The sequence below is a fragment of the Limnohabitans sp. T6-5 genome, from assembly GCF_003063315.1.
In the GTDB taxonomy this organism is placed as follows: Bacteria; Pseudomonadota; Gammaproteobacteria; order Burkholderiales; family Burkholderiaceae_C; genus Limnohabitans_A.
The window spans coordinates 457,595-483,003 of sequence record NZ_NERV01000003.1; the positions used below are offsets into that span (position 1 = coordinate 457,595).

Sequence of the window (25,409 nt, forward strand, 5' to 3'; positions counted from 1 at the left end):
TAAATGTGGAGTAAAGACGGTAAATCGCCGTTGTAAGCGCGCCATACCTTGCCGGTTTCCCTATGTGGAAGCACCCGCAAGACTGTTACATTGCGAAACTGTTTGCGTTTTCAATGTGTCGGGATTTCTGTAATGGCTTACAACAAAAAATATGCCTTGATCGCTTTGATCGGGGTGGGCGTGGCATCCGGTGTAGCTTGGTGGGTGCAACGCCAGCCGTCAACAAAGACTGATGCTGCGGTTCAAACCGCACCTGCAGCCGGCGGTGCCCGGACGCCCGCGGTGGAGGTGGCCAAAGTGGACAGCATCACCTTGGTCGATGAAACCCAATCGGTGGGCAGTCTGCGCTCTCGTCAAGGCGTGATGCTTCGCCCTGAAGTGGCCGGGCGCGTGAGCAAAATCCTTTTCAACGATGGCCAACGCGTTCACAAAGGCCAAGTGTTGGTTCAGTTTGACGACCAGTTGCCAGCCGCGCAGTTGTCCCAGGCCAAGGCTGAAATGTCGATTGCCGAGTCCAACCACAAGCGCAATCAGGAACTGGTGGCACAAAACTTCATCAGCAAGCGCTCGCTGGACGAAAGTGCTGCGGCCCTGGAAGTGGCGCAAGCCAAACTGGCCCTGGCGCAAGCGACCTTGCAGCGCCTGAAAGTTCTGGCCCCGTTTGATGGCGTCATGGGGCTGCGTCAGGTGAACGTGGGCGATTACCTCAAGGACGGCACCGACATTGTCAACATCGAAGACATTGACGCGGTGCTGGTGGACTTCCGTTTGCCTGAACGCTTCCAGGCCAAGATCCGCAGTGGACAAAAAGCCCAGCTCACCATCGACGCCTTGCCCGGCAGACCTTTCACTGCTGTGGTGCAAGCGATTGACCCCCTGATCGATGCCAATGGCCGTTCGGTGGGGGTGCGCGGGTGCATCGACAACCGCCAGCAGCAGTTGCGCCCGGGCATGTTCGCCCGCGTCAATGCCGTGTTCGGTAGCCGTGACAACGCTTTGGTCGTCCCTGAAGAGGCCATCGTGCCGCAAGGCGGGCGCACTTTTGTGGTCAAGGTGGTGCCCGGCGACAAGCCCGACACCTTGGTGACCCAGCGTGTGGCCGTCAAGGTCGGTTTGCGTCAGCCTGGCAAAGTCGAAATTCTGGAAGGCCTGGAGCAGGGCGATACCGTGGTGACCGCTGGCCACCAACGCCTGCAAAAAGACGGCACGGCCGTGCGCGTGGTCGACATGTCGCGTCCGCCTTCGGGCAAACCTGGGGCGAATGGCGGCCCGAACGGTGCCCCAGCGGGTGCCGCCGGTGCACCTGCAGCGGGGGCTTCAGCGCCTGCAGCTTCTTCCCCAACCGCTGCGCCAGCCGCTGCGACCGTGCCATCAGCACCGTCAGCGCCCGTGGCCCAGGCAGCACCTGCTGCTGCCACAGGCAAACCTGCGGCCAAGCCCTTGACCGGACCCAACCCCTGCCTGCGAGGTGCTGATGCAACTCGCTGAAACCTCCATCCGGCGGCCGGTTCTGGCCGTCGTCATGTCGCTGCTGATCTTGCTGATTGGCGCTGTGAGCTTCAACCGCCTGTCGGTGCGCGAATACCCCAAGATCGACGAGCCCACCGTCACCGTGAGCGTCAAATACCCCGGTGCTTCAGCCGAGGTGATCGAGTCGCAAGTCTCCAAACCGCTGGAAGATTCGATTGCCGGCATTGACGCGGTGGATGTGATCACCTCGATCAGCCGTGCCGAGCAGTCGCAGATCACGGTGCGTTTTCGCCTTGAAAAAGACGCCGACACAGCGGCAGCTGAAGTGCGTGACCGCACTTCTCGGGTGCGCAACCGCTTGCCGCAAGCCATTGAAGAGCCGGTGATCGCCAAGGTCGAGGCCGACGCGTTTCCCGTGATCTGGCTCGCGTTTTCGAGCGACACGCTCAACCCGCTGCAGATCAACGACATGATCAACCGCGTGGTCAAACCCCGCCTGCAAACCGTGACCGGCGTGGCCGATGTGCGCATTTACGGCGAACGTAAATACGCCATGCGCGTCTGGCTGGAGCCTGAGCGACTGGCGTCCTTCAAACTCACGCCGCAAGACGTGGAAGACGCCATACGCCGCAGCAACCTCGAATTGCCTGCCGGGCGCATTGAATCGAGCACCCGCGAATTCACCGTCACCTCTCAGACCGATCTGACGCGCGCAAGTCAGTTTGCCGACATCGTGGTCAAGACGGTCAATGGGTTTCCAGTCAAGATCCGGGATGTGGCCAAAGTCGAAGAGGCTGCGGCCGATGAGCGCAGCACGGTGCGTCTGGGCGGGCGATATGCCATCTCAGCGGGGGTGATCCGACAGGCCACAGCCAACCCGCTGGAGCTGTCCAAAGGTGTGCGCGAAATGATGCCGCGCCTGGAAGCGGACTTGCCCCCGGGCATCACCATCAGCGTGGCCAACGACAACTCGGTCTTCATTGACCGCTCCATCAAGAGCGTGTTCCAGACGATTGTGGAGGCGGTCATCTTGGTGGCTTTGGTGATTTTTGTGTTTTTGCGCACTTTGCGCGCCTCCATCATTCCCATCATCACCATTCCCGTCAGCCTGATTGGCACCTTTGCCATGATGGCCCTGGCCGGTTTCACCATCAACACCCTGACTTTGCTGGCGCTGGTGCTGGCCATTGGTCTGGTGGTGGACGATGCCATCGTGGTGCTGGAGAACATTTACCGCCACATTGAAGAAGGCCTGGACCCTTTTTCTGCCGCCATCAAGGGCGCCCGTGAGATTGGTTTTGCCGTGGTCGCCATGACCATGACGCTGGCCGCCGTGTTTGCGCCGCTGGCCTTCACACCGGGGCGCACAGGCAAGCTCTTCACTGAATTTGCACTGGCGCTGGCGGGCTCGGTCATCGTGTCAGGCTTTGTGGCCTTGACGCTTTCACCCATGATGAGTTCCCAACTGCTCAAGCACAACCCCAATCCGGGCTGGTTTGACCGCAATATGGAGCGTTGGCTCACGGCCTTGTCTGACGCCTATGAGCGCTTGTTGCGCTGGGTTTTGCTCAAGACCCGCTGGCTGGTGCTGCTGGTCATGTTGGGCAGCGGGGTGGCCATTGTCTGGGTTTATCCGACCATGAAGCAGGAGTTGGCCCCCATGGAAGACCGGGGCACTTTGCTGGCCACGGTCACCGCGCCCGACGGCTCGACACTCGATTACACCGACCGGTATGCCAAAGTGTTGGAGCGCATGGGCGAAGCCTATCCCGAGTTTGACCGCATTTTTGCCAACATCGGCAACCCCACGGTGGCGCAAGGCTCGGTCATTTACCGGGCGGTGGATTGGGAAAAACGCAGTCGCACCACACTGGAAATTGCCCGCGAACTGGGCCCCAAATTTGCCAGCCTGCCCGGTGTGACCGCTTTCCCGATCACACCGCCTTCGCTGGGGCAGGGCTTTCGCGAGCGTCCGATCAACTTTGTGATCCAGACCTCGGACAGTTACCAGAACCTCAGCGCGGTCACACGCGAGATGCTCGACGAGATCGCCAAAAACCCGGGCATCGTTTCGCCTGATGTGGACTTGCGCCTGAACAAACCCGAATTGCGCATTGAGGTGGACCGCGCCAAGACGGCCGAGTTGGGCCTGAGCATCGAGGTCGTGGCCAAAGCGCTGGAAACCATGCTGGGTGGTCGTGTGGTCACGCGCTACAAGAAAGACGCAGAGCAGTACGACGTGATTGTGCAAACCCAGGCCAGCCGACGCGACACGCCCGATGACATTGACAACATCTACGTGCGGGGTCGCAATGACGCCATGATCCCCTTGTCCGCCGTGGTCAAGGTCCGTGAAAGCGTGTCGCCGCGCGAACTCAACCACTTTGGACAACGCCGCTCGGTCTCCATCACGGCCAACCTGTCGGCAGACTATTCTTTGGGGGAGGCCCTCAAGTTCCTGGACGCCACTGCTTCCAAAGTGCTCAAACCGGGTTACACCACCGAGCTCAACGGCACATCGCGGGAATTTCGCAACTCCCAGGGCGCTTTGGTCATCGTGTTTGTGCTGGCGCTGTTCTTCATCTTTTTGGTGCTGGCCGCACAGTTCGAGAGCTTCATCGACCCCTTCATCATCTTGCTGTCGGTGCCCTTGTCCATGATTGGCGCCTTGCTGGCGCTCAAATGGACCGGCGGCTCGCTCAACGTGTATTCACAGATTGGCCTGATCACCCTGGTGGGGCTGATCACCAAGCACGGCATTTTGATTGTGGAGTTCACCAACCAGCTGCGCGAACAGGGTGTGGAGACCTTTGACGCCCTGGTCAAAGCCAGTGGTCAACGCCTGCGCCCCATTTTGATGACCACCGGCGCGATGGTGCTGGGCTCGGTGCCACTGGCTTTGGCCAAAGGCGCTGGCGCGGAAAGCCGCACCCAAATTGGTTGGGTGATTGTGGGCGGCATGAGCTTGGGCACCTTGCTCACCATCTTCGTGGTCCCGACCATGTATTCCTTGCTGGCCCGCAAGTCAGTGCCCGGCCCCAACAAAGCCATTGCCCACGAAGAACCCGTCGGCGCAGCGCATTGAAAGCAGGCGCCTGGGGGCGCCAGCTTTCAAAGCCTTGGGGGTGTCTGTGGGCGCCACCTCGCTGGAAAACGTGACGCCTCATTGATCCGGCACGCTGAAGATTGAATTTTATGCACCGTCTCTCCGCAGGTCGGTGGCTTTAGCCCCGACATTGCGAGCTTCGTCATAGGCTATGCGTCGGGGCTAAAGCCACCGATCTACAACGGACAAACAAAGGGGGCATTCAATCTTCATGGGGCCCGATCAACAGGCCTGCACCTGAAGAGTCCAATCCTGAGGGCCTACAGATGCCCTTCAAACATCATCACGTCCACTTCGTCGCCCACGGCCACATGGCCTTGACTGTGGCTCAGCACGATCAGGCCGTTGGCCTGCACCATGGAGCTGAGTACGCCTGAGCCCTGATTGCCAGTGGTGCGGACCACCAGTTCGCCTGCGGCGTTGGTGGTGACGATGCCGCGCTGGTATTCGGTGCGGCCCGGTTTTTTGCGTAACGCCTCCAGGCTTTTGGCCTTGAGCATGGGCAGCGCCGGGGCCTGCCAGCCCATGAGTTGCTGCAGGGCAGGGCGCACAAAGGCGGCAAAGGTCACCATGACTGCCACCGGGTTGCCGGGCAGGCCAAACAGCACGGCCGAACGGTCGCCCTGGGCGATGCGGCCCACCGCCATGGGGCGGCCCGGGCGCATGGCGATGCGCCAAAACGCCACATCGCCGAGTTTTTTCATCATGGCCTTGGTGTGGTCGGCTTCGCCCACGCTCACGCCGCCGCTGGTGATGACGGCGTCGGCCTGCGTTGCAGCATCACGAAAAGCCTGTTCCAGCGCGGCAGGCTCGTCGCGCACCACGCCCATGTCGATCAGCTCACACCCCAGCGCCTGCACCATGCCTGCCACGGTGTAGCGGTTGCTGTCGTACACGGCGCCTTCGCGGGGGGCTTCACCCAGACTCAAAATCTCGTCGCCGGTTGAAAAGTAGGCCACTTTGGGCCTGCGCCAGACCGAGACGGTGGGCAAGCCCAGGCTGGCCAGCAGGCCGCAGGCTGCAGGCGTCAATCGCGTCCCGGCCGACAGGGCCGCTTGGCCTGCCATCAGGTCTTCGCCAGCCAAGCGGCGGTTGTCGCCCGTCTGCAGCAGGCCCTGCGGCACCCGCACCGTATCGCCCTCGGTTTGCACCAGCTCTTGCGGGGCCACGGTGTCCAGACCTGCGGGCATGATGGCGCCGGTCATGATGCGCACGCATTCACCGGCTTGCACGGTGCCTTGCCAAGCTGCGCCCGCAAAAGCGGTGCCCACCACCTTGAAAGGGCTGGCTTGCCCGGCTTGCAGTTCTGCACCCCGCAGGGCGTAGCCGTCCATGGCCGAGTTGTCGTGCGGCGGCACGCTGATGGGCGAGACCACATCGCTGGCCAAAATGCGGCCATGGGCCTGCATCAGGGGCACGGTTTCTAGTTCGCGCACCGGCTGCACCAGTTGGGCGAGAAAGTCGTTCACATGACGAGCCGACAGGGCTTGCGGGTCGTAGCCTTGCAATCGCTCGGCAATGTCGTTCAGGCTAAGGGGCGTGGTCATGGTGAGGTCGGCACGGTCGTTGCGAGGCAACGCACTTCAAAGGGCTTCGAGTTGCTGGAGTTCGGCCAGCGTGTTGGCATTGGAGAACGCCTCGGCGCTGTCACCCGCCTGGTCAAAGGGCACGATGGCGCAGCGGTGCTGACCTGTCCAGGCATCGATCTTTCGGCCACCGCCTTGGGTGAACTTGACCAGGCTCTCGAGCATTTCGGTTTTGAGCAGGCAAAACACCGGTTGGGGGTGCACGGCGCCATCGGCCTCGGGGGCAGCGGCCATGGCCATGTCGGCGTCTTGTGCATGCATGGCTTGGTACAGGCGCTCGGCCAAGTCGAGCGGAAACAGGGGCGTGTCGCAGGGCACGGTGAGCAAAAGCGGCGTTTCGCAGCGTTCCAGGCCCGTGAGGAAACCGGCCAGAGGCCCGGCATAGCCGTCGATGCTGTCAGGCCAGACGGGCACGCCCAGCGACTCGTAAGCCGACAGGTTGCGGTTGGCGTTGAGCAAAATCTCTTGCAGCGGCAAGCTTTGCAGCTGCAGGCGCATCAGGGTTTGCAGGGCCAGGGGCAGACCGCGAAAGTTTTGCAGGCCTTTGTCGATGCCGCCCATGCGCGAGCCGCGACCGCCCGCCAAGATCAGGCCCGTGATGGCCGGTGGGGTGTGGTTCATGGCCTTCAGCCTCCGATGTAGCTCATCTCCACCCGGCGGCCTGGGCCGCTGGCGGTGTCTGGTGCGCGCAAACTGCGTTGCAAGGAGTATTGGTCAGTGCGTCCGCGCCAAATGGCGTCCACCGTCTGGGCCAGCGCGTGGTCGCTTTGCGCCGGGTCGCGTAAGAGCTGGCGAAGGTCGTAGCCTTGGCTGGCAAACAGGCACAGGTACAAGCGGCCTTCGGTCGACAAACGGGCGCGGTTGCAGTCGCCGCAAAACGCTTGCGTCACGCTGCTGATGACGCCGATCTCGCCCAAAGCCGGGTCGTGTGCACCCTGTGCGTTGGCGTAACCCCAGCGCTCGGCAGTTTCGCCGGGGGCAGATGGGTCGAGTTGCACCAGAGGCAGCTCGGTTTGCAGCAAGCGCACGACGTCCGCGCTGGGCAGCACCTCGTCCATGCACCAGCCATTCGTCGCACCCACATCCATGTATTCAATGAAGCGCAGCACGATGCCCGTTCCCCGGAAATGCCGGGCCATGGGCAAAATTTCATGCTCGTTGGTGCCACGCTTGACCACCATGTTGACTTTGATCGGCCCCAGGCCCGCAGCCCTTGCCGCTTCGATGCCGGCCAATACATCCGCCACGGGGAAGTCCACATCGTTCATGCGGCGGAAGATGGTGTCATCCAGCCCGTCCAGGCTTACCGTCACGCGTTGCAGGCCTGCGTCTTTCAGGCTTTGGGCTTTGCGCGCCAGCAGTGAGCCGTTGGTGGTCAGCGTCAAATCAAGCGGCAGCCCGTCGGGCGTGCGCAGGTCCGCCAGTTGTTCGATCAGGATTTCGATGTTCTTGCGCAGCAGGGGCTCGCCGCCCGTGAGGCGGATTTTGCGCACGCCCCGACCCACAAACACGCTGGCGATGCGGGTGATCTCTTCAAAGCTCAACAGGTGGCTGTGCGGCAGGTAGGCGTAGTCCTTGTCAAAGACTTCCTTGGGCATGCAATAGCTGCACCGGAAGTTGCACCGGTCCGTCACGCTGATGCGCAAATCGGTCAACGGACGACGCAGGTCGTCGATGGGCAACTGGCTCAGATCATGCCCCGCCAAAAGAGGGGGCAAAGGCAGGCTGGGGTGGCGCTGGTCAACCAGCGGAATGACGCGTTCAGACATGGGGGTCGATTGTGCCCGAGCCGCCACGCCCTTGAGGCGGCATGGTCAAGGATGCGCAGGGAGTATTTCTGGCTGCTCCGCAGGTCGGCGGCTTCAGCCCCGACGCAATCCTGCGCAGGAACCAACTGGTCTGAGCTGAAGCTGCCGACCTGCGAGGGGGTATTTGCAGGTCGGCGGCCTCAGCCGTGCTGGATGGCCACTGTTTTGAGGGTGGTGAAGCCCAGCAGGGCCTCGAAGCCTTTTTCGCGCCCATAGCCCGAAGACTTGACCCCGCCAAAGGGCAGCTCCACGCCACCGCCTGCGCCGTAGTTGTTGATGAACACCTGGCCGCTGCGCACGCGTTTGGCCATGCGGAACTGGCGTCCACCGTCACGCGTCCAAATACCGGCCACCAAACCAAACTCGGTGGCATTGGCCAATTCGACCGCGTGGTCCTCGTCGGTGAAGGACATGGCCGACAGCACCGGACCAAACACTTCTTCTTGCGCCAGGCGGTGCATCACCGGCACATCGCGCAGCAGGGTGGGGGCCTGGTAAAAGCCGCCCGCAGGCACGCCCGCCGCGATTTGCCCTTGGGCCACGGTGGCAATGCCATCGGCCTTGGCTTGGTCCAAAAAGCCGGTGACGCGCTCCAACTGGCTGGCGCGGATCAGTGGCCCCAAGTCCAGGTTCATGGCGGCCGAGCCCACTTGCAGGCGGCTGAACGCCTCGCCCAGCCGCTTGAGCAAGGGCTCGTAAATGCCTTGCTGAATCAGAACGCGCGAGCCCGCGCTGCAGGTCTGCCCCGAGTTTTGCACGATGGCGTTGACCACCACCGGAATCGCCGCGTCCAGGTCGGCGTCGTCAAAAATGATTTGTGGGCTTTTGCCGCCCAGCTCCAGCGTCACCGGGCAGTGGCGCTCGGCTGCCACTTGCTGGATCAGCGTGCCCACCCGGGGGCTGCCAGTGAAGCTGATGTGGTCAATGCCTGGGTGGCGGGCCAGCGCGTCGCCCACTTCATGGCCGTAACCGGTGACGATGTTGATGGCGCCGGGCGGAAAGCCCACTTCGGCGGCCAGTTGCGCTACGCGAATGAGCGATAGGCAAGCGTCTTCGGCGGGTTTGACCACGCAGGCATTGCCTGCAGCCAAAGCGCCACCTACGCTGCGCCCAAAAATTTGCATTGGGTAGTTCCAAGGTATCACATGGCCCGTCACGCCATGCGGCTCGCGCCAGGTCAGCACGCTGTAGCCGTTTTGGTAGGGCAGGGTCTCGCCGTGCAGCTTGTCGCACGATCCCGCATAAAACTCAAAATAACGCGCCAAGGCCACTGAATCGGCGGCGGCCTGCTTGGTGGGCTTGCCGCAGTCGCGCTGCTCCAGGGCGGCGAGCTCGGCGGCGTGCTCGCTCACTTTTTGCGACAGCTTCATGAGCAAGCGGCCGCGCTCCACGGCGGTCAGCTTGCCCCAAGGGCCGTTGAAGGCTGCCCTAGCCGCTTGCACGGCGTCATCGATGTCGGACGCCTGGCTGCGCGGGATCTGATCGAACACCTGTCCGTCGGACGGGTCGAGCACATCAATGGTTTGCCCTGCCAGGGCCTGAACGGATTGGTTGGCGATGAAATTCAGTTGCATGACCTCGATTGTGAACGGGTGGTGGATTTTGAAAATCACCGATGGGACATGACGCAAGGCACATGGAACTGGGCCGGGGGGATTGCCCATGAAAAAGGCCCGCCAAGGCGGGCCTTCGAGAGGGTAGGGCAGATCAAGCGCCGTGGAATTTCATCACCAGCGGCACGATCAACAGCGCCACGATGTTGATGATCTTGATCAGCGGGTTGATCGCAGGGCCTGCGGTGTCTTTGTAGGGGTCGCCCACGGTATCGCCCGTGACGGCCGCTTTGTGGGCCTCCGAGCCCTTGCCGCCGTGGTGGCCGTCTTCGATGTACTTCTTGGCGTTGTCCCAGGCGCCGCCGCCGGTACACATGGAAATCGCCACAAACAGGCCGGTGATGATGGTGCCCATCAATAAACCGCCCAGCGCCTTGGGGCCCAAGATCAAACCGACCAGCACCGGCACCACCACGGGCAAGAGGCTGGGGATCACCATTTCCTTGATGACCGCAGTGGTGAGCATGTCGACCGCCTTGCCGTATTCGGGCTTGGCCGTGCCTTCCATGATGCCGGGGATCTCCTTGAACTGTCGACGCACTTCGACCACCACGCTGCCTGCAGCCCGGCCCACCGCTTCCATGGCCATGGCGCCGAACAGGTAGGGGATCAGGCCGCCAATGAACAGGCCAATGATCACCAGCGGATCGGACAGGTCAAAGCTGATGGCTTTGCCATAGGCTTCGAGTTTGTGGGTGTAGTCGGCAAACAGCACCAGCGAGGCCAGACCCGCCGAGCCGATGGCATAGCCCTTGGTCACGGCCTTGGTGGTGTTGCCCACGGCATCCAGCGGGTCGGTGATGTCACGCACGCTGCTGGGCAACTCGGCCATTTCGGCAATGCCGCCCGCGTTGTCAGTGATGGGGCCATAGGCGTCCAACGCCACCACAATACCCGCCATGCTCAACATGGACATGGCTGCTACAGCAATGCCGTACAAGCCACCCAGCGTATAGGCGGTCCAGATGGCCAGGCAAACGAACATGACCGGCCAGGCGGTAGAGCGCATGGAGACGCCCAAACCGGCAATGATGTTGGTGCCGTGGCCGGTGGTCGAAGCCTGCGCGATGTGCCGCACCGGGGCGTATTGCGTGCCGGTGTAGAACTCGGTGATCCAGACCAGGGCTGCCGTGAGTGCCAGGCCCACGGTGCAGGCGCCGAACAGTTTCATCTGGCCGCCGGTGCCGCCCAAGGCGTTGTCAGGCATCAACCAAGTGGTGACAAAGTAAAAGGCGATCAGCGAGAGCACGCCCGCAATCGCCAGGCCTTTGTAGAGCGCGGGCATCACATTGGTCATGCCCGGCGAGGCCTTGACAAAAAAGCAGCCGATGATGGAAGCGATGATGGAAACCGAGCCCAAAGCGAGCGGATACAACACGGCCTGGCGCGGTGCTGCCGAGATCACCAGGGCGCCCAGCACCATCGTGGCGATCAACGTGACCGCGTAGGTCTCGAACAGGTCGGCGGCCATACCCGCGCAGTCGCCCACGTTGTCACCCACGTTGTCAGCGATCACAGCGGGGTTGCGCGGGTCGTCTTCGGGAATGCCAGCCTCCACCTTGCCCACCAGGTCGGCGCCCACGTCAGCGCCTTTGGTGAAAATGCCTCCTCCCAGGCGGGCAAAGATCGAGATCAGCGATGAGCCAAAGGCAAAGCCGATCAGCGGGTTGAGCAGGGGGGCCAGGTTCTTGTCGGGTGTGAGGTTGCCGTTGCCCGTCAGGAACCAGAAAAAGCCCGTCACGCCCAAGAGGCCCAGTCCGACCACCAGCATGCCGGTGATGGCGCCACCCCGAAATGCCACATCCAATGCTGGGCCAATGCCCCGTGTTGCCGCTTGCGCGGTGCGCACGTTGGCTTTGACCGACACGTTCATGCCGATGAAGCCGCAAGCACCCGAAAGCACCGAGCCGATCACGAAGCCCGCAGCGGTGACGCCGTCCAGAAAGACGCCCATCAAAACGGTAAGCACCACGCCGACGATCGCGATGGTTTTGTATTGCCGGGCCAGATAGGCGGCCGCGCCGGCCTGGATGGCGGCCGAAATTTCCTGCATCCGGGGATTGCCGGCATCTTGAGAAAGGATCCACCGCCTGGCCCAAATGCCGTAAGCCACGGCAATCAGACCACAGGCGAGCGCCAGAAAGAGCACTGAGTTTCCAGTCATCGTTTTCTCCTCGATGGTTGTCGCTGAACAGAGGTGCAACGCATTGGAGGCCCCTCCACGGCGTTGCTTCCTCGATCGCCGAACCCGGAGAACGATTGGCCAACAGTTCATTAAAGAGGCTGGATCGGAAATCGCGCAAGCCCTGTGAAAGTAAAATCGGGGTTAATCCCTAGGATTTTCTTTTTTCTTAACTTTTCCAACGAGACACCATGTCCCTGAACAAAGTCACCCCCGGCAGCAAAGTGCCCGAAGCCTTTAACGTGATCATCGAAATCCCGATGAACGCTGACCCGATCAAGTACGAAGTGGACAAAGAGTCCGGCGCCTTGTTTGTGGATCGATTCATGGGTACGGCCATGCACTACCCGACCAACTACGGTTATGTTCCCAAAACCATCGCAGGTGATGGCGATCCCGTGGACGTGCTGGTGATGACACCTTTCCCATTGCCCCCAGGCGTGGTGGTGCCTTGCCGTGCCATTGGCATCTTGCTGATGGAAGACGAAGGCGGCATGGACGGCAAAGTGCTGGCCGTTCCTACCGAAAAAATCTTGCCGATTTACGCCAACATCAAGTCCCTGGACGACGTGCATGAGCTGCAACTCAAGCAAATTGCCCACTTCTTTGAACACTACAAAGACCTCGAAAAAGGCAAGTGGGTCAAGGTCAAAGGCTGGGAAGGTGTCGAATCTGCTGCCAAGGAAATCACCGACGGCATCGCCAATTACAACAAGGCTTGATCGACTGAGTCAGTGGCTCCTTACTGGAGCCGTGGCCTCCAAATGCCTGCCCGGTTTGCACCGCGCAGGCATTTTTTTAGGGGTTTTTCTTCAAAGGCGAATGTTGGTGCAAGGTTTCCAAGTAGTTTTCAATACCTGCGTTTTCCCGTTCCAAAAATCTGGCCACCGCCTCTGAAAAAGCCGGGTGCGCCAGCCAATGCGCGCTGTGTGTGGGCGTTGGCAGCAGGGCGCGGGCCATTTTGTGTTCGCCTTGGGCGCCGCCTTCAAAGCGTTGGAGGCCATGCTGGATGCACCATTCGATGGGCTGGTAGTAGCAGGCCTCAAAGTGCAGGCAATCGACCCGCTCCAGCGCACCCCAGTAGCGGCCATAAGCCACTTCGGGCTCGCCTTGGGCGGTCAGGTGCAAGCCAATCAGGCTGATGGCGATGGGCTGGCCTGCGCGCTCGGCCACAAACAGCAGCCAGTGGCGGGCCATGTGGGTGCGCATGGATTCAAAAAACGCCGGGGTCAAATACGGTGGGTTGCCGTGTTCCCAATAGGTTTGCTGGTAACAACGCAGCAGCAATGCCCAGTCTTCGGCATCCATGTCGGGGCCGCGAACGGCACGAAACGTGATGCCTGCCTCGTGTACTTTTCTGCGTTCCTGACGGATTTTTTTGCGTTTTTCCTGGTTCAAACTGCTTAAGAAATCATCAAAATTGCGCCATCCTTGGTTTAGCCAGTGGAACTGAACCTGGCTGCGTTGCAGCAAACCAGCTTGGGTAGATGCCAGCAAGTCTTGGGGGCTGGCAAACAAGATGTGCAGTGAGGGGATTCCATGGCCTTCGCACCAGGTCAGCATGGCTGTCAGCAGGGCCTGCCGTGCCTGTTGCGACTCGGCCAGTAAGCGGGTGCCCGGTACAGGGGTAAAGGGCGAGGCCACCAGCGCTTTGGGGTAATAGGCCAGGCCGTGGCGTTCGTAGGCATCGGCCCAGGCGTGGTCAAAAACGTATTCGCCTCGTGAATGGTTTTTGATGTAAAGCGGGCACGCTGCGGCCAAAGACAGGCCATCCGGGGTGTCCCGCCAAAGACTGAACACTTGCAATAACCAGCCAGTCTCGGACGTAGCCGACTGGCTGCTGAGCATGGCCGACAAATAGGCATACTGCATGAAGGGCGATGGTGCTTCTTGCCTTGCCAGCAAGTCGTCCCAAGCCTGGGGCTCGATGGCACGCAGGTCATCCAGCACCTGGGTGACATAATTCAAGCTCACATTTTCTTGCACCTGTATGACTCTCCAAATTTGTGTGGCTCAGCTCAATTTCGTTGTGGGCGACATGCCTGGCAATGCCCGCAAGATCATCGACGCTGCGACTGAGGCTTATGGCCGCGGTGTGCGCTTGGTGGTCACGCCCGAATTGTCCCTTTGCGGCTATGCCGCCGAAGATTTATTGCTGCGCCCAGCCTTCATTGACGCCTGTGATGATGCCCTGAAAACGGTGGCCCAGGCCTTGGCCGGGTTAAAGGGCCTGCATGTCGTGATTGGACACCCTGAAGGCGGCGGTTTGCGCACACGCAGCGTGGCCGTGACGCGTCGGCATAACCGGGCTTCTGTGCTGTGCGAGGGCCAGGTGGTGGCGCACTATGACAAGCGCGAGTTGCCCAATTACCAGGTGTTTGACGAGCGTCGTTATTTCACCCCGGGCCAGGGCGTGGGGGTTTTTGAGGTCGATGGCGTGAAGGTAGGCCTGCTGATTTGCGAAGATGCCTGGTTTGATGAACCTGCCCGCTTGGCACGCGATGCAGGCGCACAGGTGCTGGCCGTGCTGAACGCCTCGCCTTTCCATGCGGGCAAGGGCGCCGAGCGTGAGCAGCGCATGCGCGAGCGGGTGGCCGATTGCGGCTTGCCCCTGATTTACGCGCATTTGGTAGGCGGTCAGGATGAGGTGATTTTTGAAGGTCGCTCCTTTGCGCTGGATGCACAAGGCCAAGTGGTAGCGCGGGCAGAGGGCTTTCGCGAAGCGGATTTGACGGTGCAGCTTGCGGTGAACCCGCAGGGCGTGGATTTGACCGCCGGGGCTGATGCCCTGGTGCCTCTGGCCAATGCCGATGCCGAGTTGTGGGATGCGTTGGTGCTGGGAGTGCGCGATTATTTGGGCAAGAACGGTTTCAAGGGCGCGATTTTGGGGCTGTCAGGCGGCATTGATTCGGCGCTGGTGCTGGCCATTGCGGTGGATGCCATTGGGGCTGACAAGATCCATGCGGTGATGATGCCGTCGCCTTACACGGCCGACATCAGCTGGATCGACGCGCGTGACATGGTCAAACGTTTGAATGTGCGTTACGACGAAATTGCCATTGCGCCCTTGTTTGATGGCTTCAAACAAGCCCTGGCAGATCAATTTGCGGGCTTGAAGGAGGATACGACCGAAGAGAACATCCAGGCCCGCATTCGCGGCACCTTGCTGATGGCGTTGTCCAACAAGACGGGGGCGATTGTGCTGACCACAGGCAACAAGAGCGAAATGGCCACGGGGTATTGCACGCTTTATGGCGACATGGCGGGTGGTTTTGCGGTGATCAAGGATGTGGTCAAAACCCGGGTGTTTGATCTGGCGCGCTGGCGCAACATGAATGACCCGTACGGCACGGGTAGCCAGCCGATTCCAGAGCGCATCATCACTCGGCCCCCAAGCGCTGAGCTGCGACCGGATCAGAAAGATCAGGACAGCTTGCCCGCTTATGAGGTGCTGGACGCCATCATCCAGAGGTATATGGAGAACGATGAGGGTGTGGAGGCTTTGATCGCAGATGGCTTTGAACGGGCCGATGTGGAGAAGGTCACCCGCCTGATCAAGCTCAATGAGTACAAACGGCGTCAATCGCCCGTGGGCATTCGCGTGACCCACCGCAGTTTTGGCAAGGATTGGCGTTATCCTATGACCAATAAATTTCGTGCTTAATTTTTGAGGACTTTCCCATGAAACAGATCACTGCCGTCATCAAACCTTTCAAACTGGAAGAGGTTCGTGAGGGATTGGCTGAATGCGGCGTGACCGGTCTCACGGTCACTGAAGTCAAAGGCTTTGGCCGTCAAAAAGGCCACACCGAGCTGTACCGTGGCGCAGAATACGTGGTCGACTTTTTGCCCAAGGTGAAGGTTGAAGTGGTTGTCAAGGATGACGATGTGGACAACTGCGTCGATGCCATCGTCAAGGCGGCCAGAACCGGCAAGATCGGTGACGGAAAAATATTTGTGACTTCGGTGGAGCGTGTGGTGCGCATCCGCACCGGTGAGCAAGACGAAACCGCCATTTGAGTGGCGGTGGCGCAGCCTGAACGGGCTGCGCACTCTCGGCGAGCTGTGTCCGACGATCGCAGGCTGCAACCGTCAGCCAGTCAGAGCAGTTCAACTTTGGCTTGGGGTGAAAAGCCAGCCTTTTGTACCAAACTTTGCAGCAAGGCTTCAGGCTCTGTGCCGAGGGTGACCAGGTCAATTTGCCAATTGGCCATGAAGCCGTCTTGCACCACCTGGGCAACGAAATCCATGAGGCCGTCGTAATAACCATTGCTGTTGAGGATGCCCACGGGCTTGTCGTGGTAGCCCAGCTGGCGCCAGGTCCAGACTTCAAACAATTCTTCAAAGGTGCCAATGCCGCCGGGCAGCGCCAAAAAAGCATCGGCTTTGTCGGCCATCATGCGTTTGCGTTCATGCATCGTGTCCACGACATGCAGCTCGGTGCAGCCGCGGTGTGCCCATTCTTTTTCGACCAAAGCGGTAGGAATGATCCCCACCACCGCGCCACCAGCGGCCATGGTGGCTTCAGCCACGAGGCCCATGAGGCCGTTTCGCCCGCCACCATAGATCAATTGACCGCCGTGTGAGCCAATCCACGTGCCTACTTGCTCCGCGAGTTGGGCAAATCCGGGCTTGTTGCCGGGCTTGGATCCACAATAAACGCAGATCGAAAATGCAGGCGTTGATTTTGTCATGATGGGTTCAGCTTGCACCAAATGGCTGCCAGCCAGACGCTGGCACAAAGCAGCAAGCTGAGCAATACGGCTGCACTGCCCATGTCCTTGGCGCGCTTGGACAGGTCGTGCCATTCGGGGCCAATGCGGTCAATGGCAGACTCGATGCCGCTGTTGAGTAATTCAACGATCAAGACCAACACAAGCGATCCAGCCAGTGCGGCAGTTTCAAGCCAGGTTTGTCCCAGCCAGAATGCAAGGGGGATCAAAACGATCGCGAGTTGGGCTTCTTGTCGAAAAGCTGTTTCAGCCCATCCAGCTAGCAAACCCTGCAGGGAGTAGCCGCCGGCATGCAGGATGCGTGACAAGCCCTTGCGCGATTTTTGTGGGTTGACCTCGGATGAAGTGTGGGGGGAGCTGGGCATCGTTGTGGTGCCTCAAGTGGGCTGAGAAATCAGACGCGTTCCAGCCCAAGCATCGTGCCAGAACTGTCTTTCGGGGTGAAAGCGGCTGAGCAACGCCCAAACAATGACCCAGCCTACGGTGAGCACCCCAACTTCCAGGGCGGGCAATCCAAAAGGCAGCGTCAAGAGCAAAGGTGGCAGGAGCCACAACCAAGCCAGAACATAGCGAAGCAGGGCGCGGGCTTGGGTCAGGGGTTGACCTGCTGAATCGACTGCACGGATGTGCCAAGTTTTCATGGCCAGAGTTTGCCCTCGGGACCAGAACCAGGTGAAGTAAATCCCCAGAATTAAAAACAAAAAAGCCTGCAATCCAGGACGGTTGTCCATGGCGTGGCGTGTCTGGCTCAGGGCGCTGAACAGATAGCCAGAGATGAAGACCACGCCAAACAGGAGCATGCCTTCATAAAGCCAGCAAGCCATGCGGCGTGCAAGTGAGGGCGTCGCCAGAGGGGATGGGTTTGAAGTGGCTGAACCGTTACGCATCATGAGGGAGCAGTTTCTGTGGCGTTGCGTGCGGTATCAGGCGCTGTCTCTGAAGAACCGGCTGGAACGGTTTGTTTCGGGACTGCCAATGTAGATGGTCGCGGCAAGAGGGTTTTGCGGTCGATGGTGGTGGCATTGACTGACCGGGATGCGTCAGCTGGATGGACAGCGGGGTGCACCAAACGACGGGATTCCAACGGCTTGGCCGTCGGTGCGGCGCTCTTGGTGGGGGCTGTAGATTCTGCGGACAGCAAGCGCTTTTCTTCGACAGACAGGGCTTGATAGGCTTCCCACTTGGCTTTTTTGTCTTCTTTGGGCAAATTTTGCAGCGTGTTGAAGTTATAACGAGCCACATTGCGCTGTTGTGGGCTCAATGCCACCCAATCGGCCATGCGTGTGTGCATGGTCGTTTGTTCAGATGCCGAGAGTTGTGAAAAGTTCTGGGAAATCGTGAGCCACTTGCGTTGCTGTTGTGCAGTCAGCGCGCTCCATTGGGCGCCCAAAGGGGCCAACGCCTGCTTTTGACGGGACGTCAATTGTTGCCAGCTTGGAGAATTGGCTTCGGTATTGGAATGGGTGATATTTGTTACTGGTTTTGCAACGTTAGTTTGTGTTTGTGCCACGGCCGCTGTCAAACTGGTCGACAAGAACAAGCCGCAGCCCAGTCGCAATGCCGGGTCAAGAATTGGAAGGTAGCGCTTTCTCATCTCAGTCATGCGCGGCACCAGCCTGGAGTCCTTGCTTGAGAAACTGAACAAAGCCTGTATCAGCATAGGCGTCTGGTGGCAATTCATCCGTCAGGAGAGCCGAGTCAATGGCTGCAATTTCAGATGTGAAATTGTCTTGCTGTACCCACTGAATGGCCAGTAACCCAAGCACCAAAGCCAAGAGCGGCAAAGCAGATGCCAGGATGCTCCACAGGTTCAAACCTTCGTCAGGGGATGCCGTTAATGTGCCGTTGTGGTTGACTTGTGCTGTGCTCACCAGGCGAGACTGAAGTTGAGGTTTGCGCTCAGCCAGAGCGCGCAGTCGTGCCACGCGCAGCCGTTCGCTGATTTCATGGGGCAGACCTGGTGTGGCCAACGTCAATTGGGCCGAAAAATGTCGACCCAAACGGTCCAGGTCCAGCTCATTCGGTGTGTTTTGGATTTTCATGGTCGGATTCCTTGGGTTGCCAAGGTTTTGCTCAAGGCCTGAATGGCCCGAGAGCAGTGGGTTTTGACGCTGCCTTCCGAGCAGCCCATCACGGCGGCTGTTTCAGCAAGATCCATCTCCTCCCAATAACGCAGCAGGAAGGCTTCTCGTTGACGAGCAGGCAAGTTCATGATGGCTGTCTCGATGTGTTCGAGGGTTTGAACTCTCCCAATCCAATCTTCAGCGCTCTCTGAGGTTCCATTGTCAGCCGCGCTGCTGGAGACTTCAAGCAGGTCAAATTCGCCATCAGCGTCATCTGTGCCGAAATCACTGAGATTGCTGAACAGGGCGTTGCGGGTTTTTTGTCTCCGAAACCAGTCCAGAACAGTGTTGGACAAGATTCGCTGGAACAACATTGGGAGTTCCGCGATGGGTTTGTCCCCGTAGCTGTTACACAGCTTGATCATGCTGTCTTGGAGGATGTCCAGGGCTGCGTCCTCGTCTCGAACATGGTAGTAAGCGCGTTTGAACGCCTTTTTTTCCACGTTTTTCAGAAATTCTGAGAGTTCCGCTTCGGATGCCAACTTATTTTCAGCAGTCGCTTTGGCGATGCTTTTACTTGTGAGTGAATGAAATACCAGTTTGGAGTCTGACACTTTGACCGGTCACGAATTATGGCATTGCCGATGAACCCCTGAGACGGCTTGGAAAACTGCTCGGTACAAATGCGATAATGTGAGATTGCAATTGAAAAAAAGCAAACGGATCACCGTCCGGCACCGTTACAGCTTGGTGCCCATGTCAGTGGTCTCAAGTCCCAAAGCCACTTCACAAGAGTCGAGCCCAGGGGCACCCAAGGTTTTTCGTTAGAGAAATTCACAAAGGTTGAATATGGAAATGAACAAAGCCGAAATGGCATCGACCCCTGCGGGTGGTCAAGAGTTGCGTGGTGCAGAAATTCTGGTCAAAGCACTCCAGGCTGAAAACGTGCAGTACATCTGGGGCTATCCCGGTGGCGCCGTTCTTCACATTTACGACGCGTTTTACAAACAAGACACCATCCAGCACGTTCTGGTGCGTCACGAACAAGCGGCTGTGCACGCGGCCGATGGCTTTGCTCGTGCGACGGGTGAAGTGGGTGTGGCGCTGGTCACTTCAGGCCCTGGATTGACCAATGCCGTGACCGGTATTGCTACCGCTTACATGGACAGCATCCCCATGGTGATCATCAGTGGGCAAGTGCCTACTGCTGCCATTGGTCTGGATGCCTTCCAGGAGTGCGATGCCGTGGGTATCACACGGCCGATCGTGAAACACAATTTCCTGATCAAAGATGCCAAGGATGTGGCTGAAGTCATGAAAAAGGCTTTCCACATTGCACGCAGTGGTCGGCCAGGCCCTGTGGTGGTAGACATCCCCAAAGACGTGTCTTTCAACAAAGTGCCCTATACCGGCTATCCCGACTCGGTCGAGATGCGCTCTTATAACCCCGTGCGCAAAGGCCATGGGGGGCAGATCCGCAAAGCTTTGCAACTGTTGATGTCGGCCAAGCGTCCTTACATTTACACCGGCGGTGGCGTTTTGCTGAGCAATGCCAGTCCTGAATTGCGTGCTTTGGTGGACATGCTCAATTACCCTGTGACCAATACGCTGATGGGCTTGGGCGCGTTTCCTGCAACCGATCGTCGCTTTGTGGGCATGCTGGGTATGCACGGGACCCTCGAAGCCAACAACGCCATGCAAAACTGTGACGTATTGCTGGCTGTGGGTGCCCGTTTTGATGACCGCGTGATTGGCAACCCCAAGCACTTTGCACAAAACGAACGCAAGATCATCCACATTGACATTGATCCGTCGAGCATCTCCAAGCGTGTCAAGGTGGATGTGCCCATCGTGGGCGACGTCAAAGATGTGCTGACAGAGTTGATGGGCATGATTCGTGAGTCAGGTCTCAAGCCAGATGCACAGGCGCTGGGCCAATGGTGGGAAACCATTGAAGGCTGGCGCAGTCGTGATTGCATGAATTACGACAACACGAACACCCAAGTGATCAAACCCCAGAAAGTCATTGAGACATTGTGGGAAATGACGAAGGATGCTGATGCCTACATCACCTCCGATGTCGGTCAGCACCAGATGTGGGCTGCGCAGTACTACAAGTTCAACGAACCACGCCGCTGGATCAACTCCGGTGGTCTGGGCACCATGGGTGTGGGCATTCCTTATGCAATGGGGATCAAACTGGCCAAGCCTGACAGTGAGGTTTTTTGCGTGACGGGTGAAGGCTCGGTGCAAATGTGCATTCAGGAGCTGTCGACTTGCCTGCAATACAACACGCCGATCAAGATCGTGGCGCTGAATAACCGTTATCTCGGCATGGTGCGTCAGTGGCAAGAGATCGAATACTCCGGCCGTTACAGCCACAGCTACATGGATGCGTTGCCCAACTTCGTGAAGTTGGCCGAAGCTTATGGCCACGTGGGCATTTTGGTGGAGCGTCCTGATGATGTGGAACCTGCTTTGCGTGAAGCACGCAGGCTCAAGGATCGCACGGTGTTTCTGGACATTCGCACAGACCCTACGGAGAACGTGTTCCCCATGGTGAAGGCTGGCAAGGGCCTGACCGAGATGCTCTTGGGCGCGGAGGACCTGTAATCATGAAACACATCATCGCAGTATTGATCGAAAACGAAGCAGGTGCCCTGTCCCGCGTGGTGGGCTTGTTCTCGGCCCGTGGTTACAACATTGAGTCGCTGACGGTGGCCCCCACCGAAGACCCGAGTCTGTCGCGCATGACCATCCAGACCACCGGGTCGGACGATGTCATCGAGCAGATCACCAAGCACCTGAACCGCCTGATCGAGGTGGTCAAGGTCGTGGACCTGACCGAAGGCGCCTACACCGAGCGCGAGCTGATGCTCGTCAAGGTGCGCGCCGTGGGCAAGGAACGTGAAGAAATGAAACGCATGGCCGACATTTTTCGCGGCCGCGTGATCGACGTCACCGACAAGAGCTACACCATTGAGCTCACCGGTGACCAGTCCAAGAACGACGCCTTTTTGGAGGCGATCGACCGCAGTGCCATTTTGGAGACCGTGCGCACGGGTGCATGCGGTATCGGGCGCGGCGAGCGCATCCTGCGCGTCTAAACCCACTCATTGAACCTGTTTATTCCTAAGGAGAACCCCGTGAAAGTTTTTTACGACAAAGACTGTGATCTGTCCCTGATCAAAGGCAAAACCGTGGCCATCATTGGTTATGGCTCGCAAGGTCATGCACACGCTCAGAACCTGAACGACAGCGGCGTCAAAGTCGTCGTCGGTCTGCGCAAAGGTGGCGCATCTTGGGACAAAGTCGGCAAAGCCGGTTTGACCGTGATGGAAGTCAATGACGCTGTCAAAGCCGCTGATGTGGTCATGATCTTGTTGCCCGACGAGCAAATCGCCGAGGTTTACAACAACAACGTGGCTCCCAACATCAAGCAAGGTGCTTCGTTGGCCTTCGCTCACGGGTTCAATGTGCACTACAACCAGGTTGTTCCTCGCGAAGACCTCGATGTGTGGATGGTTGCCCCCAAGGCCCCTGGTCACACGGTGCGTAACACTTACACCCAAGGCGGCGGTGTGCCCCACTTGGTGGCGGTTCATCAAGACAAGAGCGGCAAGGCCCGTGCTTTGGCGTTGAGCTATGCCATGGCCAACGGTGGCGGTAAGGCTGGCATCATTGAAACCAACTTCAAAGAAGAGACTGAAACCGATTTGTTCGGCGAGCAGGCTGTTCTGTGTGGTGGCGCGGTCGAACTGATCAAAATGGGTTACGAAACACTGGTGGAAGCCGGTTACGCCCCTGAAATGGCTTACTTCGAGTGCTTGCACGAGTTGAAGTTGATCGTTGACCTGATCTACGAAGGTGGCATCGGCAACATGAACTACTCGATCTCGAATAACGCTGAGTACGGCGAATACGTGACAGGTCCAGAGGTTATCAACGAGCAAAGCCGTGAAGCCATGCGCAATGCTCTGAAGCGCATTCAGACCGGTGAATACGCCAAGATGTTCATCCTGGAAGGCCGCACCAACTACCCCAGCATGACAGCTCGCCGTCGCTTGACTTCTGACCACTCCATTGAAGTTGTGGGCGCTCAATTGCGCGCCATGATGCCTTGGATCGCCAAGAACAAACTGGTCGACAAGACCCGTAACTGATCTGGCCTTTTGGGCGAGTGTGAAAAAGGCCACTGAGGTGGCCTTTTTCTTGGGCGCTTGAACTGCCTTAAACTTCGCTGACACGGGATGAATCAGAAAAAGCCCCAACAGGAATGGACGATGAACAAAACCAACGACAACATCGAAGACACAGAAGCCTCTGTGCCGGTGCGCAAACCCTCCAAGGGCATCTACATGCTGCCCAACATGATCACCCTGGCCGCTTTGTTTGCGGGTTTTTATGCCGTGGTCATGGCCATCAATGGTCGTTTTGATCTGGCCACTGTCGGGATTTTTTGCGCCATGGTGCTGGACAGCCTGGATGGCCGTGTAGCCCGCATGACGAACACGCAAAGTGCCTTTGGTGAGCAGATGGACTCACTGTCCGACATGGTGTCCTTTGGCGCCGCCCCTGCCTTGATCGCCTATGTCTGGACGCTCAAGGAGCTGGGTCGCTGGGGCTGGATTGCCGCTTTCGTCTATTGCGCTTGTGCGGCTTTGCGCCTGGCCCGCTTCAACGTGAACACCGCTGTGGTGGACAAGCGTTATTTTCAGGGTTTGCCATCGCCCGCCGCTGCGGCTTTGGTGATGGGCTTTGTCTGGATCATGTTTGATAACGCCGTGCCCGCCAAAGCTGTGGCGTGGGGCATGTTTGCCGTGTGCCTGTTTGCGGGCTTGACCATGGTGACCAATGTGCCGTTTTACAGCTTCAAGGACATGCACATGAAAAAGAGCGTGCCTTTTGCCACGCTGGTGTTGGTCGCCTTGGGCATTGCGGTGGTCAACATTGACCCGCCGACGGTTTTGTTTGCTGTATTTGTGGGCTACGGCCTGAGCGGTTATGTGATCTATGTCTGGCGCAAGGCCAAAGGTCAGCCGACCAGCATGATCAGCACATCCACCGATGAGCCAGAAGAGCGTGGCTTGCACCAGTGATGTCAACTGGATGACAAAGTCCGTTTTGAACTGTGCTAAAGTGACCACATGAACTTTTCTTTGTCTGCACTACTGCTACTGCCCAACGGGCGGGATGTGTAGCGCACGCAAACATTTTCCCAAAAGGCCCGTATGCCATCCGCAACGGGCCTTTTGCATTTTTGCTTTGACTTGCGGGTATCTGACCAGGAGTGAACATGACTGATAAATTGATTATTTTCGACACCACTTTGCGCGATGGCGAGCAGTCGCCCGGTGCGTCCATGACACGCGACGAGAAGTTGCGTATTGCGCGCCAGCTGGAGCGTTTGCGCGTGGATGTGATCGAAGCCGGATTTGCGGCCAGCTCCAATGGCGACTTTGAAGCCGTCAAGACCATTGCGGACGCCATCAAGGATTCCACCATTTGTTCTTTGTCACGCGCCAATGACCGTGATATTTCTCGCGCTGCCGAAGCCCTTAAGGGGGCCAACAGCGGGCGTATTCACACCTTCATTGCCACGTCGCCACTCCATATGGAAAAGAAGTTGCGCATGACCCCTGATCAGGTGTTTGAGCAAGCCAAGCAATCGGTGCGTTTTGCCCGTAATCTGGTCGGCGATGTCGAATTCAGTCCTGAAGACGGTTACCGTAGCGACATGGACTTCCTGTGCCGTATTTTGGAAGCCGTCATCGCAGAAGGGGCCACCACCATCAATGTGCCCGATACGGTGGGTTACGCCGTCCCTGAGCTTTATGGCCAGTTCATCAAGACCTTGCGCGAACGCATTCCGAACTCCGACAAAGCAATCTGGTCTGTGCACTGCCACAACGACTTGGGCATGGCCGTTGCCAACTCGCTGGCCGGTGTCAAGATTGGCGGCGCTCGTCAGGTCGAGTGCACCATCAATGGTTTGGGTGAACGTGCAGGTAATTGCTCGCTCGAAGAAGTGGTCATGGCCGTGAAAACACGCCGCGACTATTTCGGTCTGGATGTCGGCATTGACACCAGCCACATCGTGGCCGCCAGCCGCATGGTCAGCCAGACGACCGGCTTTGTGGTTCAGCCTAACAAAGCTGTGGTGGGCGCCAATGCGTTTGCGCACGCATCGGGCATTCACCAGGATGGCGTGCTCAAGGCGCGCGACACTTACGAAATCATGCGCGCCGAAGACGTGGGTTGGACCACCAACAAGATTGTTCTGGGCAAGCTGAGTGGTCGCAACGCCTTCAAGCAGCGTTTGCAAGACTTGGGCGTGACTTTGGACAGTGAAACTGAAATCAACAACGCTTTTGCCAAATTCAAAGAATTGGCTGACCGCAAGAGTGAGATTTTCGACGAAGACATTCTGGCCCTGGTGGGTGATGAGAGTGTGACTGCCGACAAAGAGCAGTATGGTTTTGTTTCCATGTCTCAGCACAGCGAGACCGGTGAGCGCCCCCATGCAACGGTGGTGTTTACCGTGGATGGACAAGAAGTCCGCGCAGAATCGGATGGCAATGGTCCAGTCGATGCCTCACTTAAGGCGATTGAGTCCCATATCAAGAGCGGTGCTGAAATGGTGCTCTATTCGGTCAATGCCATCAGCGGATCCACCGAAAGCCAAGGTGAAGTGACGGTGCGCTTACAAAACAGTGGCCGAGTGGTCAATGGTGTTGGGGCGGATCCTGATATCGTGGTGGCATCGGCCAAGGCCTACCTCAGTGCGCTCAATAAACTCCAAAGCAAGGCGGATCGGGTTGCTGCGCAAGGGTAATTGAATCCTTTGG

The 25,409-nt window shown here is 58.6% G+C and carries 22 protein-coding genes; 10 read left to right on the forward strand and 12 right to left on the reverse strand.

From position 1 onward, the window contains the following. The first annotated feature begins 132 nt into the window (after positions 1-132). Together B9Z51_RS13775 and B9Z51_RS13780 are read left to right on the forward strand one after the other, a co-directional pair. On the forward strand, positions 133-1,488 hold the full coding sequence (locus B9Z51_RS13775) for an efflux RND transporter periplasmic adaptor subunit (RefSeq protein ID WP_108375641.1): 1,356 nt from the start codon (positions 133-135) through the stop codon (positions 1,486-1,488). Next, complete coding sequence (locus tag B9Z51_RS13780) at positions 1,475-4,555, forward strand: efflux RND transporter permease subunit (RefSeq protein WP_108375643.1); 3,081 nt, start codon at positions 1,475-1,477, stop codon at positions 4,553-4,555. Before B9Z51_RS13775 ends, B9Z51_RS13780 begins: the two co-directional genes overlap by 14 nt. A 281-nt stretch (positions 4,556-4,836) precedes the next feature. On the opposite strand, the gene glp is transcribed toward B9Z51_RS13780, so the two are convergent. The 5 genes from glp to B9Z51_RS13805 form a co-directional block, all read right to left on the reverse strand. Continuing rightward, positions 4,837-6,123: a gephyrin-like molybdotransferase Glp gene (gene glp, locus B9Z51_RS13785; protein WP_108376019.1), complete on the reverse strand. Its 1,287-nt coding sequence runs from the start codon at positions 6,121-6,123 to the stop codon at positions 4,837-4,839. Positions 6,124-6,159: 36 nt separating this feature from the next. Continuing rightward, positions 6,160-6,783 carry a molybdenum cofactor guanylyltransferase MobA gene (gene mobA / locus B9Z51_RS13790; RefSeq protein WP_108375645.1) on the reverse strand — a complete coding sequence of 208 codons (624 nt, stop codon included), beginning with the start codon at positions 6,781-6,783 and terminating at the stop codon, positions 6,160-6,162. A 5-nt stretch (positions 6,784-6,788) separates the two neighbouring features. After that, positions 6,789-7,931 carry a GTP 3',8-cyclase MoaA gene (gene moaA / locus B9Z51_RS13795; RefSeq protein WP_108375647.1) on the reverse strand — a complete coding sequence of 381 codons (1,143 nt, stop codon included), beginning with the start codon at positions 7,929-7,931 and terminating at the stop codon, positions 6,789-6,791. Positions 7,932-8,110: 179 nt separating this feature from the next. Beyond that, the gene (locus B9Z51_RS13800; protein WP_108375649.1) at positions 8,111-9,544 is read right to left on the reverse strand and encodes an aldehyde dehydrogenase family protein; all 1,434 of its coding nucleotides are present in this window, start codon (positions 9,542-9,544) and stop codon (positions 8,111-8,113) included. Positions 9,545-9,677: 133 nt separating this feature from the next. Beyond that, the gene (locus tag B9Z51_RS13805) at positions 9,678-11,747 is read right to left on the reverse strand and encodes a sodium-translocating pyrophosphatase (RefSeq protein ID WP_108375651.1); all 2,070 of its coding nucleotides are present in this window, start codon (positions 11,745-11,747) and stop codon (positions 9,678-9,680) included. 209 nt (positions 11,748-11,956) lie between these two features. Here B9Z51_RS13805 and ppa point away from each other — a divergent pair, with 209 nt between their 5' ends. Next, the gene (gene ppa, locus B9Z51_RS13810) at positions 11,957-12,487 is read left to right on the forward strand and encodes an inorganic diphosphatase (protein WP_108375653.1); all 531 of its coding nucleotides are present in this window, start codon (positions 11,957-11,959) and stop codon (positions 12,485-12,487) included. Between the two features lie 76 nt (positions 12,488-12,563). Here ppa and B9Z51_RS13815 read toward each other — a convergent pair whose 3' ends face one another. Then, positions 12,564-13,751, reverse strand: coding sequence for a GNAT family N-acetyltransferase (locus B9Z51_RS13815; protein ID WP_108375655.1), 1,188 nt, complete (start codon positions 13,749-13,751; stop codon positions 12,564-12,566). Positions 13,752-13,755: 4 nt separating this feature from the next. Between B9Z51_RS13815 and B9Z51_RS13820 the strand changes: the two genes are divergently transcribed. Both B9Z51_RS13820 and B9Z51_RS13825 read left to right on the forward strand, forming a co-directional pair. Next, complete coding sequence (locus tag B9Z51_RS13820) at positions 13,756-15,429, forward strand: NAD+ synthase (RefSeq protein ID WP_108375657.1); 1,674 nt, start codon at positions 13,756-13,758, stop codon at positions 15,427-15,429. Between the two features lie 17 nt (positions 15,430-15,446). Then, positions 15,447-15,785, forward strand: coding sequence for a P-II family nitrogen regulator (locus tag B9Z51_RS13825; RefSeq protein WP_108375659.1), 339 nt, complete (start codon positions 15,447-15,449; stop codon positions 15,783-15,785). An 80-nt stretch (positions 15,786-15,865) separates the two neighbouring features. Here the strand turns inward: B9Z51_RS13825 and B9Z51_RS13830 are convergent, their stop codons facing one another. The 6 genes from B9Z51_RS13830 to B9Z51_RS13855 form a co-directional block, all read right to left on the reverse strand. After that, positions 15,866-16,459 carry a TIGR00730 family Rossman fold protein gene (locus B9Z51_RS13830; protein ID WP_108376020.1) on the reverse strand — a complete coding sequence of 198 codons (594 nt, stop codon included), beginning with the start codon at positions 16,457-16,459 and terminating at the stop codon, positions 15,866-15,868. Continuing rightward, positions 16,456-16,863, reverse strand: coding sequence for a diacylglycerol kinase (locus B9Z51_RS13835; RefSeq protein ID WP_108375661.1), 408 nt, complete (start codon positions 16,861-16,863; stop codon positions 16,456-16,458). The genes B9Z51_RS13830 and B9Z51_RS13835 overlap by 4 nt, the downstream gene beginning before the upstream one ends. Positions 16,864-16,875: 12 nt before the next feature. After that, entirely contained in the window at positions 16,876-17,385 is a 510-nt protein-coding gene (locus tag B9Z51_RS13840; RefSeq protein ID WP_199227552.1) for an RDD family protein, read from the reverse strand. Beyond that, positions 17,385-18,008: a DUF3106 domain-containing protein gene (locus tag B9Z51_RS13845; protein ID WP_158272897.1), complete on the reverse strand. Its 624-nt coding sequence runs from the start codon at positions 18,006-18,008 to the stop codon at positions 17,385-17,387. Before B9Z51_RS13845 ends, B9Z51_RS13840 begins: the two co-directional genes overlap by 1 nt. A gap of 85 nt (positions 18,009-18,093) precedes the next feature. Then, on the reverse strand, positions 18,094-18,540 hold the full coding sequence (locus tag B9Z51_RS13850) for a DUF3619 family protein (RefSeq protein ID WP_108375667.1): 447 nt from the start codon (positions 18,538-18,540) through the stop codon (positions 18,094-18,096). Next, positions 18,537-19,103 carry an RNA polymerase sigma factor gene (locus B9Z51_RS13855; protein WP_108376021.1) on the reverse strand — a complete coding sequence of 189 codons (567 nt, stop codon included), beginning with the start codon at positions 19,101-19,103 and terminating at the stop codon, positions 18,537-18,539. The genes B9Z51_RS13850 and B9Z51_RS13855 overlap by 4 nt, the downstream gene beginning before the upstream one ends. A 307-nt stretch (positions 19,104-19,410) precedes the next feature. On the opposite strand from B9Z51_RS13855, the gene B9Z51_RS13860 reads away from it, so the two are divergent. The 5 genes from B9Z51_RS13860 to B9Z51_RS13880 all read left to right on the forward strand — a co-directional run bounded on the left by B9Z51_RS13860 (position 19,411) and on the right by B9Z51_RS13880 (position 25,396). Then, the gene (locus B9Z51_RS13860) at positions 19,411-21,174 is read left to right on the forward strand and encodes an acetolactate synthase 3 catalytic subunit (protein WP_108375669.1); all 1,764 of its coding nucleotides are present in this window, start codon (positions 19,411-19,413) and stop codon (positions 21,172-21,174) included. Between the two features lie 2 nt (positions 21,175-21,176). Then, a complete protein-coding gene (ilvN, locus tag B9Z51_RS13865) occupies positions 21,177-21,668 on the forward strand; it encodes an acetolactate synthase small subunit (protein ID WP_089953931.1) in 492 nt (163 codons plus the stop codon). Between the two features lie 39 nt (positions 21,669-21,707). Next, positions 21,708-22,724, forward strand: coding sequence for a ketol-acid reductoisomerase (ilvC, locus tag B9Z51_RS13870; RefSeq protein WP_108375671.1), 1,017 nt, complete (start codon positions 21,708-21,710; stop codon positions 22,722-22,724). A 120-nt stretch (positions 22,725-22,844) separates the two neighbouring features. Next, positions 22,845-23,660, forward strand: coding sequence for a CDP-diacylglycerol--serine O-phosphatidyltransferase (gene pssA, locus B9Z51_RS13875; protein ID WP_108376022.1), 816 nt, complete (start codon positions 22,845-22,847; stop codon positions 23,658-23,660). A gap of 197 nt (positions 23,661-23,857) precedes the next feature. Beyond that, complete coding sequence (locus B9Z51_RS13880) at positions 23,858-25,396, forward strand: 2-isopropylmalate synthase (protein ID WP_108375673.1); 1,539 nt, start codon at positions 23,858-23,860, stop codon at positions 25,394-25,396. Positions 25,397-25,409: the final 13 nt, after the last annotated feature.

Coding starts and splice junctions, on each gene's coding strand:
- B9Z51_RS13775 (WP_108375641.1), top strand. CDS start 133: ATGGCTTACAACAAAAAATATGCCTTGATCGCTTTGATCGGGGTGGGC.
- B9Z51_RS13780 (WP_108375643.1), top strand. CDS start 1,475: ATGCAACTCGCTGAAACCTCCATCCGGCGGCCGGTTCTGGCCGTCGTC.
- glp (WP_108376019.1), bottom strand. CDS start 6,123: ATGACCACGCCCCTTAGCCTGAACGACATTGCCGAGCGATTGCAAGGC.
- mobA (WP_108375645.1), bottom strand. CDS start 6,783: ATGAACCACACCCCACCGGCCATCACGGGCCTGATCTTGGCGGGCGGT.
- moaA (WP_108375647.1), bottom strand. CDS start 7,931: ATGTCTGAACGCGTCATTCCGCTGGTTGACCAGCGCCACCCCAGCCTG.
- B9Z51_RS13800 (WP_108375649.1), bottom strand. CDS start 9,544: ATGCAACTGAATTTCATCGCCAACCAATCCGTTCAGGCCCTGGCAGGG.
- B9Z51_RS13805 (WP_108375651.1), bottom strand. CDS start 11,747: ATGACTGGAAACTCAGTGCTCTTTCTGGCGCTCGCCTGTGGTCTGATT.
- ppa (WP_108375653.1), top strand. CDS start 11,957: ATGTCCCTGAACAAAGTCACCCCCGGCAGCAAAGTGCCCGAAGCCTTT.
- B9Z51_RS13820 (WP_108375657.1), top strand. CDS start 13,756: ATGACTCTCCAAATTTGTGTGGCTCAGCTCAATTTCGTTGTGGGCGAC.
- B9Z51_RS13825 (WP_108375659.1), top strand. CDS start 15,447: ATGAAACAGATCACTGCCGTCATCAAACCTTTCAAACTGGAAGAGGTT.
- B9Z51_RS13830 (WP_108376020.1), bottom strand. CDS start 16,459: ATGACAAAATCAACGCCTGCATTTTCGATCTGCGTTTATTGTGGATCC.
- B9Z51_RS13835 (WP_108375661.1), bottom strand. CDS start 16,863: ATGCCCAGCTCCCCCCACACTTCATCCGAGGTCAACCCACAAAAATCG.
- B9Z51_RS13840 (WP_199227552.1), bottom strand. CDS start 17,385: ATGCGTAACGGTTCAGCCACTTCAAACCCATCCCCTCTGGCGACGCCC.
- B9Z51_RS13850 (WP_108375667.1), bottom strand. CDS start 18,540: ATGAAAATCCAAAACACACCGAATGAGCTGGACCTGGACCGTTTGGGT.
- B9Z51_RS13860 (WP_108375669.1), top strand. CDS start 19,411: ATGGAAATGAACAAAGCCGAAATGGCATCGACCCCTGCGGGTGGTCAA.
- ilvN (WP_089953931.1), top strand. CDS start 21,177: ATGAAACACATCATCGCAGTATTGATCGAAAACGAAGCAGGTGCCCTG.
- pssA (WP_108376022.1), top strand. CDS start 22,845: ATGAACAAAACCAACGACAACATCGAAGACACAGAAGCCTCTGTGCCG.
- B9Z51_RS13880 (WP_108375673.1), top strand. CDS start 23,858: ATGACTGATAAATTGATTATTTTCGACACCACTTTGCGCGATGGCGAG.